This is a genomic window from Inquilinus limosus (assembly GCF_002195995.1).
Taxonomy (GTDB): domain Bacteria; phylum Pseudomonadota; class Alphaproteobacteria; order DSM-16000; family Inquilinaceae; genus Inquilinus; species Inquilinus limosus_C.
On the sequence record NZ_NHON01000019.1, the window covers coordinates 1 to 15,900 of the forward strand.

17 protein-coding genes are annotated in these 15,900 nt (G+C 72.4%); 9 read left to right on the forward strand and 8 right to left on the reverse strand.

The features are described from left to right. The coding region (locus tag BWR60_RS12565; RefSeq protein ID WP_343216399.1) for a winged helix-turn-helix domain-containing protein at window positions 1-790 on the forward strand (790 nt) is incomplete at its 5' end. Between the two features lie 9 nt (window positions 791-799). Here BWR60_RS12565 and BWR60_RS12570 read toward each other — a convergent pair. After that, window positions 800-1,630: an ABC transporter permease gene (locus tag BWR60_RS12570; RefSeq protein ID WP_088151367.1), complete on the reverse strand. Its 831-nt coding sequence runs from the start codon at window positions 1,628-1,630 to the stop codon at window positions 800-802. Window positions 1,631-1,640: 10 nt separating this feature from the next. After that, on the reverse strand, window positions 1,641-2,402 hold the full coding sequence (locus BWR60_RS12575) for an ABC transporter ATP-binding protein (RefSeq protein WP_088151368.1): 762 nt from the start codon (window positions 2,400-2,402) through the stop codon (window positions 1,641-1,643). Window positions 2,403-2,411: 9 nt separating this feature from the next. Between BWR60_RS12575 and BWR60_RS12580 the strand changes: the two genes are divergently transcribed. Together BWR60_RS12580 and BWR60_RS12585 are read left to right on the forward strand one after the other, a co-directional pair. Next, window positions 2,412-3,788 carry an ActS/PrrB/RegB family redox-sensitive histidine kinase gene (locus tag BWR60_RS12580; protein ID WP_088151369.1) on the forward strand — a complete coding sequence of 459 codons (1,377 nt, stop codon included), beginning with the start codon at window positions 2,412-2,414 and terminating at the stop codon, window positions 3,786-3,788. Further along, window positions 3,785-4,372: an ActR/PrrA/RegA family redox response regulator transcription factor gene (locus BWR60_RS12585; RefSeq protein WP_088151370.1), complete on the forward strand. Its 588-nt coding sequence runs from the start codon at window positions 3,785-3,787 to the stop codon at window positions 4,370-4,372. Before BWR60_RS12580 ends, BWR60_RS12585 begins: the two co-directional genes overlap by 4 nt. A gap of 119 nt (window positions 4,373-4,491) precedes the next feature. Here the strand turns inward: BWR60_RS12585 and BWR60_RS12590 are convergent, their stop codons facing one another. The 4 genes from BWR60_RS12590 to BWR60_RS12605 form a co-directional block, all read right to left on the reverse strand. Continuing rightward, on the reverse strand, window positions 4,492-5,667 hold the full coding sequence (locus BWR60_RS12590; protein ID WP_088151371.1) for an aminoglycoside phosphotransferase family protein: 1,176 nt from the start codon (window positions 5,665-5,667) through the stop codon (window positions 4,492-4,494). Between the two features lie 98 nt (window positions 5,668-5,765). Next, window positions 5,766-6,296, reverse strand: a complete 531-nt coding sequence (locus tag BWR60_RS12595) for a hypothetical protein (protein ID WP_088151372.1) — start codon at window positions 6,294-6,296, stop codon at window positions 5,766-5,768. A gap of 124 nt (window positions 6,297-6,420) precedes the next feature. Next, window positions 6,421-6,819, reverse strand: a complete 399-nt coding sequence (locus BWR60_RS12600; protein ID WP_088151373.1) for a RidA family protein — start codon at window positions 6,817-6,819, stop codon at window positions 6,421-6,423. Between the two features lie 21 nt (window positions 6,820-6,840). Then, window positions 6,841-7,725 carry a PhzF family phenazine biosynthesis protein gene (locus BWR60_RS12605; RefSeq protein WP_088151374.1) on the reverse strand — a complete coding sequence of 295 codons (885 nt, stop codon included), beginning with the start codon at window positions 7,723-7,725 and terminating at the stop codon, window positions 6,841-6,843. Between the two features lie 98 nt (window positions 7,726-7,823). Here BWR60_RS12605 and BWR60_RS12610 point away from each other — a divergent pair, with 98 nt between their 5' ends. Beyond that, window positions 7,824-8,693: a LysR substrate-binding domain-containing protein gene (locus tag BWR60_RS12610; protein WP_088151375.1), complete on the forward strand. Its 870-nt coding sequence runs from the start codon at window positions 7,824-7,826 to the stop codon at window positions 8,691-8,693. A 3-nt stretch (window positions 8,694-8,696) separates the two neighbouring features. Here BWR60_RS12610 and BWR60_RS12615 read toward each other — a convergent pair whose 3' ends face one another. Next, window positions 8,697-9,605 (reverse strand): LysR substrate-binding domain-containing protein, encoded by a 909-nt coding sequence (locus BWR60_RS12615; RefSeq protein WP_088151376.1) that lies wholly within the window; start codon window positions 9,603-9,605, stop codon window positions 8,697-8,699. 100 nt (window positions 9,606-9,705) lie between these two features. Here BWR60_RS12615 and pyrF point away from each other — a divergent pair, with 100 nt between their 5' ends. The 4 genes from pyrF to BWR60_RS12635 all read left to right on the forward strand — a co-directional run bounded on the left by pyrF (window position 9,706) and on the right by BWR60_RS12635 (window position 13,748). Next, complete coding sequence (gene pyrF / locus BWR60_RS12620) at window positions 9,706-10,545, forward strand: orotidine-5'-phosphate decarboxylase (protein ID WP_088151377.1); 840 nt, start codon at window positions 9,706-9,708, stop codon at window positions 10,543-10,545. Between the two features lie 241 nt (window positions 10,546-10,786). After that, a complete protein-coding gene (ansP, locus tag BWR60_RS12625) occupies window positions 10,787-12,283 on the forward strand; it encodes an L-asparagine permease (protein WP_275542381.1) in 1,497 nt (498 codons plus the stop codon). A gap of 140 nt (window positions 12,284-12,423) precedes the next feature. Next, the gene (cueR, locus tag BWR60_RS12630; RefSeq protein ID WP_088151379.1) at window positions 12,424-12,846 is read left to right on the forward strand and encodes a Cu(I)-responsive transcriptional regulator; all 423 of its coding nucleotides are present in this window, start codon (window positions 12,424-12,426) and stop codon (window positions 12,844-12,846) included. Further along, entirely contained in the window at window positions 12,843-13,748 is a 906-nt protein-coding gene (locus BWR60_RS12635; RefSeq protein ID WP_088151380.1) for a lipid kinase, read from the forward strand. The genes cueR and BWR60_RS12635 overlap by 4 nt, the downstream gene beginning before the upstream one ends. Here the strand turns inward: BWR60_RS12635 and nhaA are convergent. Next, window positions 13,714-14,934: a Na+/H+ antiporter NhaA gene (gene nhaA, locus BWR60_RS12640; protein WP_088151381.1), complete on the reverse strand. Its 1,221-nt coding sequence runs from the start codon at window positions 14,932-14,934 to the stop codon at window positions 13,714-13,716. The two genes, BWR60_RS12635 and nhaA, sit on opposite strands and share 35 nt — an antisense overlap. A gap of 357 nt (window positions 14,935-15,291) precedes the next feature. Between nhaA and BWR60_RS12645 the strand changes: the two genes are divergently transcribed. Further along, window positions 15,292-15,855 carry a regulatory protein RecX gene (locus BWR60_RS12645; RefSeq protein ID WP_088151382.1) on the forward strand — a complete coding sequence of 188 codons (564 nt, stop codon included), beginning with the start codon at window positions 15,292-15,294 and terminating at the stop codon, window positions 15,853-15,855. Window positions 15,856-15,900 lie beyond the last annotated feature (45 nt).

A 15,900-nucleotide genomic window follows, 5' to 3' on the forward strand; every position in this document is an offset into this window, starting at 1 on the left:
GCTGCAGCCCCGCCCCGCCCCGCCGGTGGCGGCGCAGCGGACGCCGTGGCGCCCGGCCGTCGTCGGCCAGGGCGGCGCCCGGCCGGCACGCATCCTGATGGTCGGCGACGACCCGGCGATGAAGCAGATGGTGGCCGCCTTCTTCGAGCAGCACAGCATGCGCGTCGTCCCGGTCTCCGGGCGGCAGGGCGTGGTCAGCCAGATCGCGGCCGACGCGCCGAACCTGGTGATCCTCGACCTGGACCAGGATCTGGCGGGCGGGCTGGACCTGCTGCGCGAGATCCAGTCGCGGTCGGACGCGCCGGTCATCATCACCGGCAGCCAGCGCAGCGACGAGGCCGACCGCGTCATCGGCCTGGAGCTCGGCGCCGACGACTATGTCGCCCGGCCGTTCGGCACGCGCGAGCTGCTGGCCCGGGTGCGGGCGGTGCTGCGGCGCCGCGGCCATGGCCTGGCCCAGCCGGAGCCCCGGCGCGGGCGCAGCCGGTTCGGCGGCTGGCAGCTCGACCGCCGCCTGCGGCGCCTGGCCGACCCCGAGGGCCGCGCGGTGGCCCTGACCAAGGGCGAGTACGCCCTGCTGGTCGCCTTCCTCGACGCGCCGCAGCGCCCGCTGTCGCGCGAGCACCTGCTGCAGGCGACGCGGGTGCATGAGGATGTCTACGACCGCAGCATCGACGTCCAGATCCTGCGGCTGCGGCGCAAGCTGGAATCCGCCCCGGGCGCGCCCCGACTGATCCAGACCGAGCGCGGCGTCGGCTATACCTTCATCCTCCCGGTCGAGCAGGCCTGACCGGCGCCCCTATTCCCCCTGCTGCAACAAAGAGCCGCGATCCCGGGCGGTGCGGAAGCCCTGGAGGAACGCGGCGCAGCCGAAGGCGAGCCAGACGACGTTGAGGCCGACGGCAGCCAGGAAATGCCCCATGGCGAAGCCCTGCCCGTGCAGCAGGCCGCGCATGCCCTCGAACACATGGGCCGGCGGCAGCGCATAGGCCACCCATTGCAGCCAGCCCGGCAGCACCGACACCGGGTAGTAGATGGCGCTGATCGGCGAGATGGCGAAGACGATCGCCCAGGCCAACCCCTCCGCCCCCATGCCGTAGCGCAGGATCAGCGCCAGCACCACCAGCGCCACCGCCCAGCCGGTGACGATCAGGTTGACGAAGAAGGCCAGGAGCGGCAGGCCGAGCGAGAAGATGTTCCAGTGGTACAGCAGGATCGCCAGCAGCGCCGCCGGCACCACCCCGGCCAGGGTGCGGATCAGGCTCATCGCCATCAGCGATGCCACCCATTCCCAGGGCCGGAGCGGGCTGACGAAGAGATGGCCGAGATTGCGGCTCCACATCTCCTCGAGGAAGGAGATCGACATGCCGAGCTGGGCCCGGAACAGCAGGTCCCACAGCAGCACCGCGGAGATCAGCACCCCGGCGGCCTGGGCCTGCCAGTTCATCGCCGGCGCCAGGCTCTCGGTGATCAGGCCCCAGACCACCATCTGCACCGTCGGCCAGTAGGCCAGCTCGACCAGCCGCGGCATCGAGCCGCGCAGGATGTAGAGGTGGCGCAGCATCACCGCCAGGATGCGGCCGGTGGCGGAGCCGCGCAGGGCGGTCGGAGAGGCGGGGGTTCCGCTCATTGCGCCGGCCTCATTGCGCCGCCTGGCCCAGCGCGCCGCGGCTGCGGGCGATGTCGAGGAACACCTCCTCCAGGTCGGTGCGGCCGTATTTGGCGATCAGGTGGTCGGGCGAGCCCTGGTCGACGATCTTGCCGGCCTTCAGCATCAGCACCTGGTCGCTCAGCCGCTCGACCTCGTCCATGTTGTGGCTGGCCAGCAGGATGGTGGCCCCGCGCTCGGCTTGGTAGCGCTCCAGCATGCCGCGCACCCAGTCGCCGGTGTCGGGGTCGAGCGAGGCGGTCGGTTCGTCGAGCAGCAGCAGCTCCGGCGCGTTGACCAGCGCCTTGGCCAGCGCCACCCGGGTCTTCTGCCCGGCGGACAATTTACCGGACGGCCGGTCAATGAACCCGGTCAGGTCCAGCATCTCCGCCAGCTCGGCGATGCGGCGGCGGCGGTCGCGCACGCCGTAGAGCCGGGCATAGACCGCCAGGTTCTCGCGCACCGTCAGCCGGTGCGGCAGATCGACATAGGGGCTGGAGAAGTTCATCCGGGGCAGGACGGCCCAGCGGTCACGGGCCATATCGTGCCCCAGCACGGTGATGCGGCCATCCGACGGCAGCAGCAGGCCCAGCAGCATCGAGATCGTGGTGGTCTTGCCGGCGCCGTTGCCGCCCAGGAGCGCGACGGTCGAGCCGCGCGGCACGACGAAGGAGATGCCGTCGACCGCGGGCGCGGCGCCGGGATGGAAGCGCTTGGACAGGCGCTCCGCTATGATGACGCCGTCGGAGAGCATGGAGCGAGAATGGACGGACAGGCTGAGAATGACCAGGGGGCGGGCATCGACCCGGCGGCGGAGGCTGGGCCGGCCGAGTTGCGGCGGCCGCTGGACGCGCCGGAGGCGGTGCCCGGCCGGCGGATGAGGGCGCGGATCAGCCAGATCACCCTGATCAAGATCCGCTGGGTCGCCGTCGCCGGCCAGGCCGTCTCGATCCTGTTCGTGCATTACTGGATGGACTACGCCCTGCCGCTGTGGCCGGCGTTGGCGATCGTCGGCATCTCGGTGGCGCTGAACGTCGCCGCCGTGGTCCAGGGCAAGTGGCGGCTGCGGCTGGTGGAGCGGGATGCCGCCCTCTATCTCGGCTACGACATGTGCCAGCTGGTGGCGCTGCTGTTCCTGACCGGCGGCCTGCTGAACCCCTTCGTGGTGCTGCTGCTGGCGCCGCTGACGGTGTCGGCCACCCTCCTGAGCTACCGCAGCACGGTGACGCTGACCGGCCTGGCCCTGGCCGGCATCGGCCTCTTGGCCTTCTGGCACTATCCGCTGCCGGGCGGCATGCCCTCCAGCGGGTCGCCCTACCATCTCGGCGTCGGGCTGGCGATGGCGATCGCCATCCTGTTCATCTCCAACTATGTCTGGCAGGTGGCGGCCGATTCCCGCCAGGTGTCGGATGCGCTGGGCGCCACCCAGCTGGCGCTGGAGCGTGAGCAGCGCATCTCGCTGCTGGGCGGCCTGGCCGCGGCGGCGGCGCACCAGCTGGGCACGCCGCTGGGCACCATCACCCTGATCGCGCGCGAGATGCGGCGCGACGTGCCGGCCGACAGCCCGATGGCCGAGGACATCGCCCTGTTGGAGCAGGAGGTCGGCCGCTGCCGCGACATCCTGACCGAGCTGGCGCGGCGGCCGGAGCCGGATGACGGCGACCCGTTCCGGCTGATGACCCTGCCGGCGCTGGCCGGGGCCGCGGCCGAAAGCTACCTGCACAGCGAGAATCGCCGCCTGTTCATCACCGCCGCCGACGGGCCGCCGGGCCAGCCGCTGATGCTGCGGCGGACGCCGGAGCTGATCCACGGCCTGGGCAACCTGATCCAGAACGCGCTGCAATTCGCGCGAAACCGGGTCGAGATCAGCGCCGAATATGGACCGAAGACCGTGGTGCTGAAGATCACCGATGACGGCCCCGGCTTCCCGCTGGCCCTGCTGGGCCGGCTCGGCGAACCCTATGTCTCCGGCCGCGGCGAGGACAGCGACCATATGGGGCTCGGCATCTTCATCGCGGCCACGCTGCTCGAGCACAGCGGGGCCCAATTGTCCTTCTCGAATGGCCTGCAAGGGGGCGCGGTCATTGCAGTTGCGTGGCCGCGACACAAATTTGAGAGGAAAGAAAGGACCTGGGCATGACCATCTCTCCCGCCACCCTCACCCCCGAACAGCCGGCGCCGCTGCCGGCGCGCGACGCGGCCAAGAGCCTCTTGATCGTCGATGACGACATCGCCTTCCGCACCCGCCTGGCCCGCGCCATGGAGAAACGGGGCTTCGAGGTGGTGACCGCCGACGGCCTGGCCACCGGCATCGACCTGGCCCGCCGCGTCGCCCCCGCCTTCGCGGTGCTGGACCTGCGGCTGGGCGACGGCAACGGCCTGGACATCGTGCCGGTGCTGCATGAGGCACGGCCGGACAGCCGGGTGATCATGCTGACCGGCTACGGCAACATCGCCACCGCGGTGGCCGCGGTGAAGGCCGGCGCCGTCGACTACCTGGCCAAGCCGACCGATGCCGACCAGATCGAGGCGGCGCTCCTGAACCCCGACGAGAAGCTGCCGCCGCCGCCGGAGAACCCGATGTCGGCCGACCGGGTGCGGTGGGAGCACATCCAGCGCGTGTTCGAGCAGTGCGATCGCAACGTGTCGGAGACGGCGCGCCGGCTGAAGATGCACCGCCGCACTTTGCAGCGCATCCTGAACAAGCACGCCCCGCGGGGGTGACGGGATTACGCCGGAAAAGCCGTCATTGCGAGCGCAGCGAAGCAATCCATGCAGCCGCCCTTGCGGGCCGATGGATTGCTTCGTCGGCTTCGCCGCCTCGCAATGACGATGAAGGTTATCTATCCAGCCAGGATCGCCACCGTCCGGGCCAACCATTCGGCCGGGTCGGGGCGGTGATAGACCCTCTCGGCCGGCTCGATGCGGTCGAGGAAGCCCTGGTAGATCACCGCCTGGCGGGCGGCGGCGACCGGCGCCAGCAGCGCCGCGGCCCGGTCCGGGTCCGATCCCGGCACGGCCGCCCGCCAGAGGCCCTGCCAATGCCGCTGGAGCGGATCCACCGCGTCCGCCGGCACCCGGGTCAGGAAGGCCGGCTGGTCGAGCAGCGGATGGCCGACGCCGCTGTCGCCCCAGTCCAGCAGCGTGAGCGTGTCGCCGTCGCCACGGAGATTGCCGGGGTGGAAGTCGCCATGCACCAGCGTGTCGTCCAGCCCGCAGGCGGCGATGTCGGCGAAGCGGCGCGGCAGGCCGCTCACGAAACCGGCCAGGACGGCCCGGTCGGCGGCGGGCAGCGGGTCGGACGCCTTCTCCACCACCGCGGCGATCGCCGCCGCCAGCGCCGGGGCGCGCCAGTCCGGCAGGCCGAGCGCCAGCAGCTCCGCCGCCCGGCCCTGCCAGCCGCGCTGCAGTCCCGCCAGCAGCCCGACCATCCGCAGCAGCAGCGGCCGGTCGGCCTCGTACAGGTCCTCGCCCGGGATCTCGGCCAGCAGCACGCGGCCCTCCGCCTGCCCCAGCAGCCGCGGCACCGGGCCGCCGGCCAGGCGTTCGAGCAGCCGGCCCTCATGCGCGAAGAAGGGCGGCACCGCCTTCAGCCACGCCATCTGGCCCTCGACCGGGATCCGCCACAGGCTGGACAGGTTCCAGCTGCGGACCTGCACCGGCGCGCCCGCCGGGCGCAGGCCCCGCACCTCCAGCACCTGCCGGGCCCAGGCCAGGTCGGCCGCCGGGCCGCCCGGCCGGGCATAGGGCAGCCGCAGCGGCTGCTCGTCGAGCGTGCCGCCCCAGGGCTCGACGGGCGCCGGATCCGCGGTCTCGGCGAGACCCGCGGTTTCCGCCAGATAGGTCACCTGCCCGCCATGCGGCCGGTCGAGCTCCGTCTCCAAGAGCCGCAGGATGGTGACGTCGACGCCGAAGCGGTCGCGCACCGCGCGCACCACAGGCTCGACCTCCTGCCACCACGGCGTCGCCACGGCGACCGGCGGCAGGATGCCGAGGACACGGCCATCCGGCGCGGCCAAGACCAGGCGGGCGGTGCGCGGCGGGATCTCGGGCGGCGTATCGATGGCGGGCTCTCCTCGACCTGGGCAGCGGGCCGGCTTCCAGGACCGGGGTCCTGTTATGCCGGGTCCGCCCCCGCCGCGCCAGCCCGCGCCGCAAGCTGCGCCGCAAGCGCCGTCTCCAGCCGCCGCAGCACGGCGTCCAGCTCCGGCAGGCCCCGGGCATCGAAGACGGCGCGGTAGTCGGCGGCGAATTCCGGCGGCAGCATCTCCACCAGGAAGCCGTCGCCGGTCCAGACCTTGAGGATGCGGAACAGCCCGGTGTCGACGACCTCGCTGCGCCAGCCCTTGCGCGCCGCCAGGGCGTGGACCCACGGCGCCGGCAGCGGCGTGGCGCACAGCACATGGGCGCCGCCATGCGGCCGCATCGCCGGGTCGCGGCCCAGGCTGAACGGCGCCTCCGGCTGGAACACATGGCCCCAGGGGATGATCTCGAGATAGGAACCGCGGGCGTCGCCGGCGCAGACGAACCAGGAACCGGCCGGGAAGGGCGGCGTCGGCGCCCGCACCGGCGTGGCGGCCAGCATCGCCGCCAACGTCCGGGCCGCATCCTCCGGATCGGCGGCATTGAACGACATGTGGAGCAGCATGGTCGACCCTTCCCGGCGCTTCGGTCGACTCTCTCTGCCACAGGCCGTGCCAGCCGGCTGTTCCGCCGAGAACACCGCCGCGATGATCGAGCGGCTGTTCAAGCGGGCGCGGCAGCCCGGCGCGTCAGGCTGACGCCGCAGCCACCGGCAGCCGGGCCGTCGCCTCGATCTCGACCCGCATATGCGGCTGCACCAGCTGGGCGAAGATCGTGGTGTTGGCCGGCCGCGCCGCGTCGCAATGGCGGCGGATGATCGGCACGATGCGCTCGAACTCCGCCTGGCTGGTGACGTAGATCACCACCCGCACCAGATGCTCCAGCCCCGCCCCGGCCTGGCCGAGCGCCCAGGCGATGTTGCGGAAGCAGTTCTCGCACTGGGTCTCGACATCCTCGGGGAAGGAGAAGTCCCTGGCGTCGAAGCCGGTGGTGCCGGAGACGAAGACCCAGCCATCGGCCACCACGGCGCGGGCATAGCCGGCGCGGTCCTCATAGGGCGAGCCGGTGAAGATGCGGGTTCCGATCATGTCCTGTCCTTTCAGTGGATGTCAGAGGCGGAAAGCACCGTCGGCGACGGTGACGCAGCGGCCGTTCAGCTCGACCCGGCCTTCCACCAGCCGCACCGCAAGGCGGCTGGGCCGGCCGAGCGCGTGGCCCTGCTCGATCGCGACCTCGCCGGTCGACGGCGCCAAGCCACGCTCGGCGAGATACCAGGCCAGCGGGCCGGCGGCGCTGCCGGTGGCCGGATCCTCCCACAGCCCGACGGTGGGGTTGAAGAAGCGGGCATGCGCGATCGCCGAGGGCTCGATCGGGTCGAGGCTGTAGAGGTAGCAGCCCTGGGCCCCGGCCCGGCGCAGCTCCGCCAGCAGCCGGGCGGCATCCGGGCCGGCCGCGGCGACCGCCGCGCGGTCGCGGGCCTGGACCAGGAGGTGCGCCGCGCCGGTCGAGATCACGCGGGCGCCGGGCATCAGGTCGTCGCCGCGCAAACCCAGCGCCGCCGCCAGCGCGGCGGGGTCGGGATGCTCCGCCAGCGCCTGCGGCCCGCCCTGCGTCAGGCCGATCGAGAGCAGCCGGCCGGCCCGGGCCTCGACCGCCACCGGCAGCACCCGGCCGCCGAGCTCCTGCGTCAGCGCCAGGCCGTCGCCGAGCGGGCCGAGCCGCCCGGTCTCCGCCAGCCACCACCAGGCGCCGAGCGCATTGTGCCCGGCGCCCGACACCTCGGCCCCCGCCGGGGTGAAGGAGCGCAGCCGGGACGCGGCGCCGGGCGCGACCGGGGCGAAGAGGAAGGTGGTCTCCGACTGGTTCAGCTCGCGCGCGATGCGGCGCAGCAGGGCCTCGTCCAGCCTGTCCGCATCGGGCACCACGGCCAGCGGGTTGCCGGCCAGCGGCTCCCCGGCGAAGACGTCGACCAGGTGGAAGGGGATGATGGTCATGGGCCTTGAACCATTCTCAGGGTCAGGAGCCATCATTTCGTTGCGATGCCAGTTGATCCAAGCGAGATGTGCTCAAGCCCTCCTGAGGAAACCTCAACATGCCTCTACCCTCCCTGAACGCGCTGCAGGCAGCCGAGGCGGTGGGCCGGCTCGGCTCCCTCTCCCGCGCCGCGGATGCGCTAGGCGTGACCCCGAGTGCCGTGAGCCACCGGCTGCGCGGGCTGGAGCAGCAGCTGGGGCTGGGCCTGTTCGAGCGCGGCGAGGCGGGGCTGGTGCCGACCGCGGCCGGGCGGCGCCTGCTGCCGGGGCTGAGCGAGGGCTTCCAGCGCATCGCCCAGGCGGTGGCCGAGGCGACGGCGCAGGAGCGCGGCACGGTGACCGTCACCTGCGGCCTGGCCTTCGCCGCCAAATGGCTGGTGCCGCGGCTGGTCGGGCTGGCCGCCCGCCACCCGGAGCTGGAGGTGCGGCTGGTCACCACCAGTCGCCTCGTCGAGTTCGACCGCGAGGACATCGACCTGGGCATCCGCTTCGGCCGTGGCCGCTGGCCAGGGCTGAAGGCCGAGCTGGTGGCGCCGCAGCCGCTGATCCCGGTCGCCACCCCGTCGGTCGCCACCGCCCTGGCCGACCCGGCGCGGGCGGTGCCGCTGATCGAGGACGAGCAGAGCCTGTTCGGCTGGGACGCCTGGCTGGCGGCCGGTGGGCCTGCGGCCCTGGCCGCCCGTCCGCGCCGGCGCTTCCCCGACGCGTCGCTGGCGGTCGAGGCCGCTTTGGCCGGGCACGGCGTGTGGCTGGCCTGGCCGCTGCTGGTGGAGGACGCGCTGCAATCCGGCCGGCTGGTCCGCGCCTTTCCCGACACGATCGACGCCGGCCTCGGCTACTGGCTGGTCTCCACCCCCGCCCGCTGGCGCCGCCCCGAGGTCGCCCGCTTCCGCGGCTGGCTCATGGAGTCGATCGGCAGGCCCGGCTAGCCCTCAGGCGGGCGGGGCCAGCGGCGCCGGCGGCGGCTTGGCCTTGCGGCCCTCCGCCACCAGCCAGCTTGCCAGCCGGTCGGCCGCCGCGTGGCCGGCGAGCGCCGGCCGCAGGAAGGTGAAGCGGGTGGGCAGGCGCCGGAAGCCCCAGGGCGCCACCAGCCGCCCGACCTCGATGTCGGATTGGGCGAAGGCCCAAGCGGTGACCGCGATGCCGAGGCCGGCGGCCGCCGCCTCCAGCATGTAGGAATTGTGCTCGAAGGACCGCTCGGCCGCCGGCCGCGGCAGGTCGATGCCGGCATCCGCCGCCCAGCGGGCCCAGCCTTCGGCGAAGGTCTCGCTGTGCAGCCGCGGCAGCAGCAGCGCCTGCGCCGCCGTGCCGCCGGCCTTGTCGAACAGGCCGGGCGACAGCACCGGGCCGAAGGCATGGGCCAGGAAGGGCGTCGCGGCCATGCCGGGCGGCGCCGGGCCGCGATGCGGCCGGATCGCGGCCTGCACGCCGCCGCGGCCGAACTCGACCGGCCCGCCATCCTCGATGATCCGCACCTGCAGGCCGGGATTGGCCTCGATGAAGCCGGCGAGGCGCGGGATCAGCCATTTCATGGCGAAGGTGCCGGGCGAGGAGACCACCAACTCCTCCCCCGCCTCCGCCCCCGGCAGGCCGGCCGCGATCTGGTCGAAGGCCGAGGCCAGGCAGGCCGCCAGCTCCCGCCCGGCCGGGGTGAAGCCCAGCGCATGCCGCGGGCCGGCCAGCAGCGTCGCGCCCAGCTGCCGCTCCAGCGCCTTGATCTGGCGGCTGACGGCGCCGTGGGTGACGCACAGCTCCTCCGCCGCGCGCACCATCGAGCCCGCGCGGGCGAAGGCCTCGAAGGCCTGCAGGGCCTTCAGCGATGGCAGCCGCCGCCTGACCATGTGACCTCAGCTCACATCCCCGACCGGCATAGTCGATGGACGCGGAAAGGCCAAGGCCCGATCACATCCGGGTCCCTTTCTCCCAGCAGGAGCCGCAGCCATGGCCAGCTTCGCCGAACGTTTCGCCGACCTCTCGATCCACCGATCGCCGCTGTGCCTCGGCCTCGACCCGTCGCCGGAGCTGCTGCGACACTGGGACCTAGCCGACGACCCGGACGGGCTGCGCCGCTTCTGCGGCCGGGTGCTGGAGGCGGCGGACGGCCTCCTGGCCGTGATCAAGCCGCAAACCGGCTTCTTCGAGCGCTTCGGCCCGGCCGGCATGGCCGAGCTGGCGGCCGTGACCGCGCAGATCCGGGCCCGCGGAGCGCTGTGCCTGATCGACGCCAAGCGCGGCGATCTGGCCGGAACCATGGCTGGCTATGCCGACGCCATGCTGGGCGTCGGCAGCGGCTTCGGCGGCGACGCCCTGACCGTCAGCCCCTATCTCGGCCTCGACGCGCTGCGGCCGGTCTTCGACCGCGCCGCGGCGACCGGGACCGGCGTGTTCGTCGTGGTCCGGTCCTCGAACCCGGAGGGCCGGGCGCTGCAGGCCGCCCGCCACGCGGACGGCCGCACGGTGGCCGAGGCCCTGGCCGACGGCATCAGCGCCTGGAACGCCGCCCGGGGGCCGGGCATCGGGCCGCTCGGCGCCGTGGTCGGCGCGACGATCGATCCCGCCGCGGCATCCCTGGTCGACCGCCTGCCGCAGTCCCTGATCCTGGCGCCCGGCATCGGGCCGCAGGGGGCGACGATGGCCGATGTGGCGGCCAGGTTCCCCGCCGCGCGTGGCCGAGTGCTGCCGCTCGTCTCGCGCGCCGTCCTCCGCGAGGGGCCGAGCCCGGCCGCCCTGCGCGACGCGATCAGGCGCTACCAGGAGGAGGCCTGGGCGCTGTGGCGCTAGGGCGGCGAGCCGCCCGGCGCCGGCATCGAGCATGATCCGGCCGCCGATTCGCGTCCCGAGATTTCGAGACAAGTTTGAGAATTCGTCACGAACACCCCAAGGAATCCCAAGACTTCCGGAGCCGCATGGCAGAGTCCACGGCGAGGACTTTGACAACCGCTTCCGCTGCGTCCTAGCGTCCGCGTCCCCCGCGGGACAGCCGCGGCACGAACAAAGCCCAAGAACAAGAGCGGACATCAGAGTGACCCAGATCGACTCGTCGTCCCCCGCCCCTCAAGCCTCCGCCGCCGACCGGCGCGCCTGGCTCGAATCCCACGAACAGGGCTACCACAAGGGCCTGAGATCCCGGCAAGTGCAGATGATCGCCATCGGCGGCGCCATCGGCACCGGCCTGTTCCTCGGCGCCGGCGGCCGGCTGCAGCTGGCCGGCCCGGCCCTGGCGCTGGTCTACCTGGTCTGCGGCTTTTTCTCCTTCCTGATCCTGCGGGCGCTGGGCGAGCTGGTGATGCACCGACCCAGCTCCGGCAGCTTCGTCTCCTACACCCGGGAGTTCCTGGGCGAGCGCGCCGCCTTCGTCGCCGGCTGGATGTTCTTCCTGAACTGGGCGATGACCGGCATCGTCGATACCACCGCGGCGGCCCTGTACATGCAGTACTGGTCGATGTTCTCCGACATCCCGCAATGGCTGTTCGCGCTGATCGCCATCGGCCTGATCACGGTGATGAACCTGATCGGCGTGAAGTGGTTCGGCGAGATGGAGTTCTGGTTCTCGCTGATCAAGGTCGCGGCGCTGGCGCTGTTCCTGGTGATCGGCGTGGTCGTCCTCGGCAGCGGCATGGAGGTGGGCGGGCACGCCACCGGCCTGCAGCTGGTCTCGGCCAATGGCGGCATCTTCCCGCACGGCCTGCTGCCCGCCATCGTCATTGTCCAGGGCGTGGTCTTCGCCTATGCCGGGATCGAGCTGATCGGCACCGCCGCGGGCGAGACCGAGGATGCGCGGAAAATCCTGCCGCGGGCGATCAACAGCGTGATCTGGCGCATCGCCCTGTTCTATGTCGGCTCGGTCGCCCTCCTGGTCCTGCTGCTGCCCTGGACCGCCTACAAGTCCGGCGAGAGCCCGTTCGTCACCTTCTTTACCGCGCTGGGCGTGCCGGGCATCGGCACGATCATGAACATCGTGGTGCTGACCGCGGCGCTCTCCAGCCTCAACTCCGGCCTCTACTCCACCGGCCGGGTGCTGCGGTCGCTGGCGATGGGCGGGTCGGCGCCCGACTTCGTGGCCCGGATGAACGCCCGCAAGGTGCCCTATGGCGGCATCCTGGTGACCGTCGGCATCTACTGCATCGGCGTGGTGCTGAACTACGTCGTGCCGTCGCAGGTGTTCGAGATCGTGCTGAACATCGCCTCGCTCGGCATCATCAGCACCTGGGCCTTCATCCTGGTCTGCCAGCTGATGCTGCGCCGGGCGGTGCGGCGCGGTGAGGCGCAGCCGATCACCTTCCGCATGCCGGCGGCCCCGGCCAGCACCTGGCTGACGCTGCTGTTCCTGGCCGGCGTGGTGGTGCTGATGGCGCTGGACTACCCGGTCGGCTCCTACACCGTCGCGTCGCTGCCGGTGATCGCGGCCATCCTCGCCATCGGCTGGGCGCTGGCGCGGAAGAAGGTGATGGCCCGGCGCCCCGACAGCCCGATGGCGCAGCACGAGCCGCTGGTGGCGCAGGGCGAAGGGCAGCCCTGACCCCGGTTCCGCGCCGCCGGGACGGAACCGGCGGCCGCGACGCTTGTTCTCCCCTCGCCCCCTGCCGGCGGCCGCATCGGGCGCTTGGCAGCGGGCTCCCGATTTGATCCACTGCGCGGGGCGAGGGAGAGAGCACGGCGATGAACATCGGCGAGGCGGCGCGGCATTCGGGCCTGCCGGCGAAGACGATCCGCTATTATGAGGAGATCGGCCTGGTCCGGCCGGACCGGCGCGGCAACAACTACCGCGACTATTGCGCCCATACGCTGGAGGTGCTGCGCTTCCTGCGCCGGTCGCGCGAGTTCGGCTTCACCATCGAGCAGTGCCGCGCCCTGCTGTCGCTGTACGAGGACCCGACCCGCTGCTCCTCCGAGGTCAAGGCCCTGGCCTCGGCCCGGATCGGCGAGATCGACGCCAAGATCCGCGAGCTGGAGGCGCTGCGCGAGAGCCTGGGCGCGCTGGTGTGCCAGTGCCCCGGCGACGCCGCCCCCGCCTGCCCGATCATCGACGAGCTGGCCGGCGCCCCGGCGCGCCCCGTTCCCCCGACCGCCGAGATGCAATGATCGCGCGTCGCGCGCTGTTCCTGGTCAATCCCAAGGCCAGCCGGGCCGAGACCGGCCTCGACACCGTGATCCGCACCCTGACCGATGGCGGGGTCGAGCCGGTGCGGCCGCTGAACGACGATGTCGACACCCTGATCCGACGCCATGCCCGCGCGGTCGAATGCGTCATCGTCGGCGGCGGCGACGGCACCCTGAACCGGGCCGCGCCGGCGCTGATGGAGACCGGGCTGCCGCTCGGCATCCTGCCGCTGGGCACCGCCAACGACCTGGCGCGGACCCTGGAGCTGCCGGCCGACCCGGCGGCCGCGGCCCAGGTCATCGTCGACGGCCGGCTGCGCAGCATCGACCTGGGCGAGGTCAATGGCCGGCCCTTCTTCAACGTCGCCAGCCTGGGCATGAGCGTGGAGCTGGCGAAGTCGCTGGACGGCAACACCAAGAAGCGCTGGGGCCGCTTCGGCTATGCCCTGGCCGCGCTGCGGCTGGTGCGTCGGCTGGAGCGGTTCTCGGCCGAGATCCGCACCGACGATGGCAAGGTCATCCGCGGCAAGAGCATCCAGATCGCGGTCGGCAACGGCCGCTACTACGGCGGCGGCATGAGCATCGCCGAGGATGCGGCGCCGGACGACGGCATGCTGGATCTCTATTCGATCGAGGTCGACCACTGGATGTGGCTGGCGCTGATGTACCCGTCCTTCCGCGCCGGGCGGCACGGACGCTGGGACGAGGTGCATGCGCTGCGCTGCCGGTCGGTCGAGATCCGCACCCGCCGGCCGCGCGACGTCAACACCGACGGCGAGGTGACGACCCAGACCCCGGCCAGGTTCCGGGTGCTGCCGAAGGCGATCCGGGTCTACACCCCGCTGCCGGTCATCCCGCAGCCGGAACCGCTGGCCGCCGGCTGACCGCGACCAGCCACAGGCTGCCCAGCACCGCCGCCACCAGCGACCCGGCCAGCACGCCCATCTTGGTGGCCGCCTGCAGCGCCGGGCCCTCGAAGGCCAGGGCGCCGATGAACAGGCTCATGGTGAAGCCGATCCCGGCCAGCACCGAGACGCCGGCCAGCTGCGCCGTGGTCGCCCCGGCCGGCAGCGCCGCGAAGCCGAGCCGGATCGACGCCCAGGCGGCGACGCCGACGCCGAGCGACTTGCCAAGCACCAGGCCGGCGGCGATGCCAAGCGGGACCGGCTCGAGGAACGAGGACACGCTGGCGCCGGCGAAGGAGACGCCGGCATTGGCGAAGCCGAACACCGGCACCACCAGGAAGGCAACGAAATCGTGCAGGCTGTGCTCCAGCCGCAGCAGCGGCGGCTCGTCCTCGTCCTCCGCGGTGCGGTCCAGCGGCACCAGGAAGGCCAGCACCACCCCGGCCAGCGTGGCGTGCAGGCCGGATTTCAGCACGAACAGCCAGACCACGGCGCCGACCACCAGATAGGGCCACAGCGCCTGCACCCTGAGCCAGTTGAACAGGCCCAGCACGGCCACGCCGGCCGCGGCCCAGGCCAGGAAGGGCAGCGAGATGTCGCCGGTGTAGAACAGGGCGATGATGACGACGGCGGCGACGTCGTCGATGATCGCCAGCGCGGTCAGGAACACCTTCAGCGACACCGGCACCCGGCTGCCCAGCAGCGACAGCACGCCGAGGGCGAAGGCGATGTCGGTGGCGGCCGGGATCGCCCAGCCGCGCAGCGCCACCGGGTCGCCGACATTGATCACGGCGTAGATCAGCGCCGGCAGCACCACGCCGCCGACCGCGGCGATGCCGGGCAGCATCAGCGTCTCGCGCGACGACAGCTCGCCCTGCAGGATCTCGCGCTTGATCTCGAGCCCGACCAAGAGGAAGAACACCGCCATCAGCCCGTCATTGACCCAGTGCAGCAGCGTCTTCTCGAGCGCGAAATCGCCGATGCGCAGGCCCATCGGCAGGTGCAGCAGCTGGTCATAGGCCCCGGCCAGCGGCGAGTTGGCGGCGATCAGCGCCAGCACCGCCACCGCCATCAGCACGATGCCGCCCGCCGCCTCGATCTCGAGGAAGGAGCGGATCGCCGAGATCGGCTTGCGCACCAGCCAGGCCTTCACGGTCTCGGGCATCGGCTGCTCTCCGGCGTCGGTGTCGGGGACCACAAATTGAGCGATAGGCAGAGCTGGCTCAACCGGAATCGGGATGCAACTTGGTCGCGGAACGCGTTGCCTCTCCCGCAAGCGAGACCTTTTCGGAATTCCCAACACCGTCATTGCGAGCGTAGCGAAGCAATCCATGCAGCAGCACGGGCGGACCGATGGATTGCTTCGTCGGCTTCGCCTCCTCGCGATGACGGTGAGGAACGAGCGTTCTGAAAAGGTCCCGCCTGGCGGGAGAGGCAATATGTTCCCCCCTCCAAGGCCTGTCCTGCCGATCAAGTCCACGCCAAGCTTGGCACCGCCCCCTCCCGCACGGCACTGTCGCGCATGGACCGACCGCCCCGCCGACCGCCCGCGCTCGACGACGCCGCCCTGGAACGGGCGGCGCTGGATTATCTTGGCCGCTACGCCGCCTCGACCGGCCAGCTGCGCCGGGTGCTGCAGCGCCGGATCCGGCGCGCCCTGCAGGCCGGGGCCGAGGTCGATGTCGAGGCGGTGGAGGCGCGGATCACGGCGCTGCTGGACCGCATGGCCCGGTCGAAGCTGCTGGACGACGCGCAATTCGCCGAGATGCGGATCGCCGGCCTGGCCCGGCGCGGCCGGTCGACCCGGGCGATCCGGGTCAAGCTGCGCGAGGCCGGGATCGACGAGACAGTTGCGGACGCGGCCCTGTCCCTGTATGGCGGCGCGCCCGGGGCCGATCCGGACCGGGCAGCGGCGATCCGGCTGGCGCGACGGCGCCGGCTGGGACCGTTCCGGGCCGAGGCGGACCGGGCCGCGCACCGGATGCGCGACCTGGCGGCGCTGGCCCGGGCCGGCTTCGCCCCCGGCCTGTGCCGGGCGGTGATCGACGCGCCGGACGCGGCGGCGCTGGATGAGGCGGAGGACTGAATCCGCCGCTTCCGGCTTCGGGGTGGTGGCATTGACGTTCGGAAA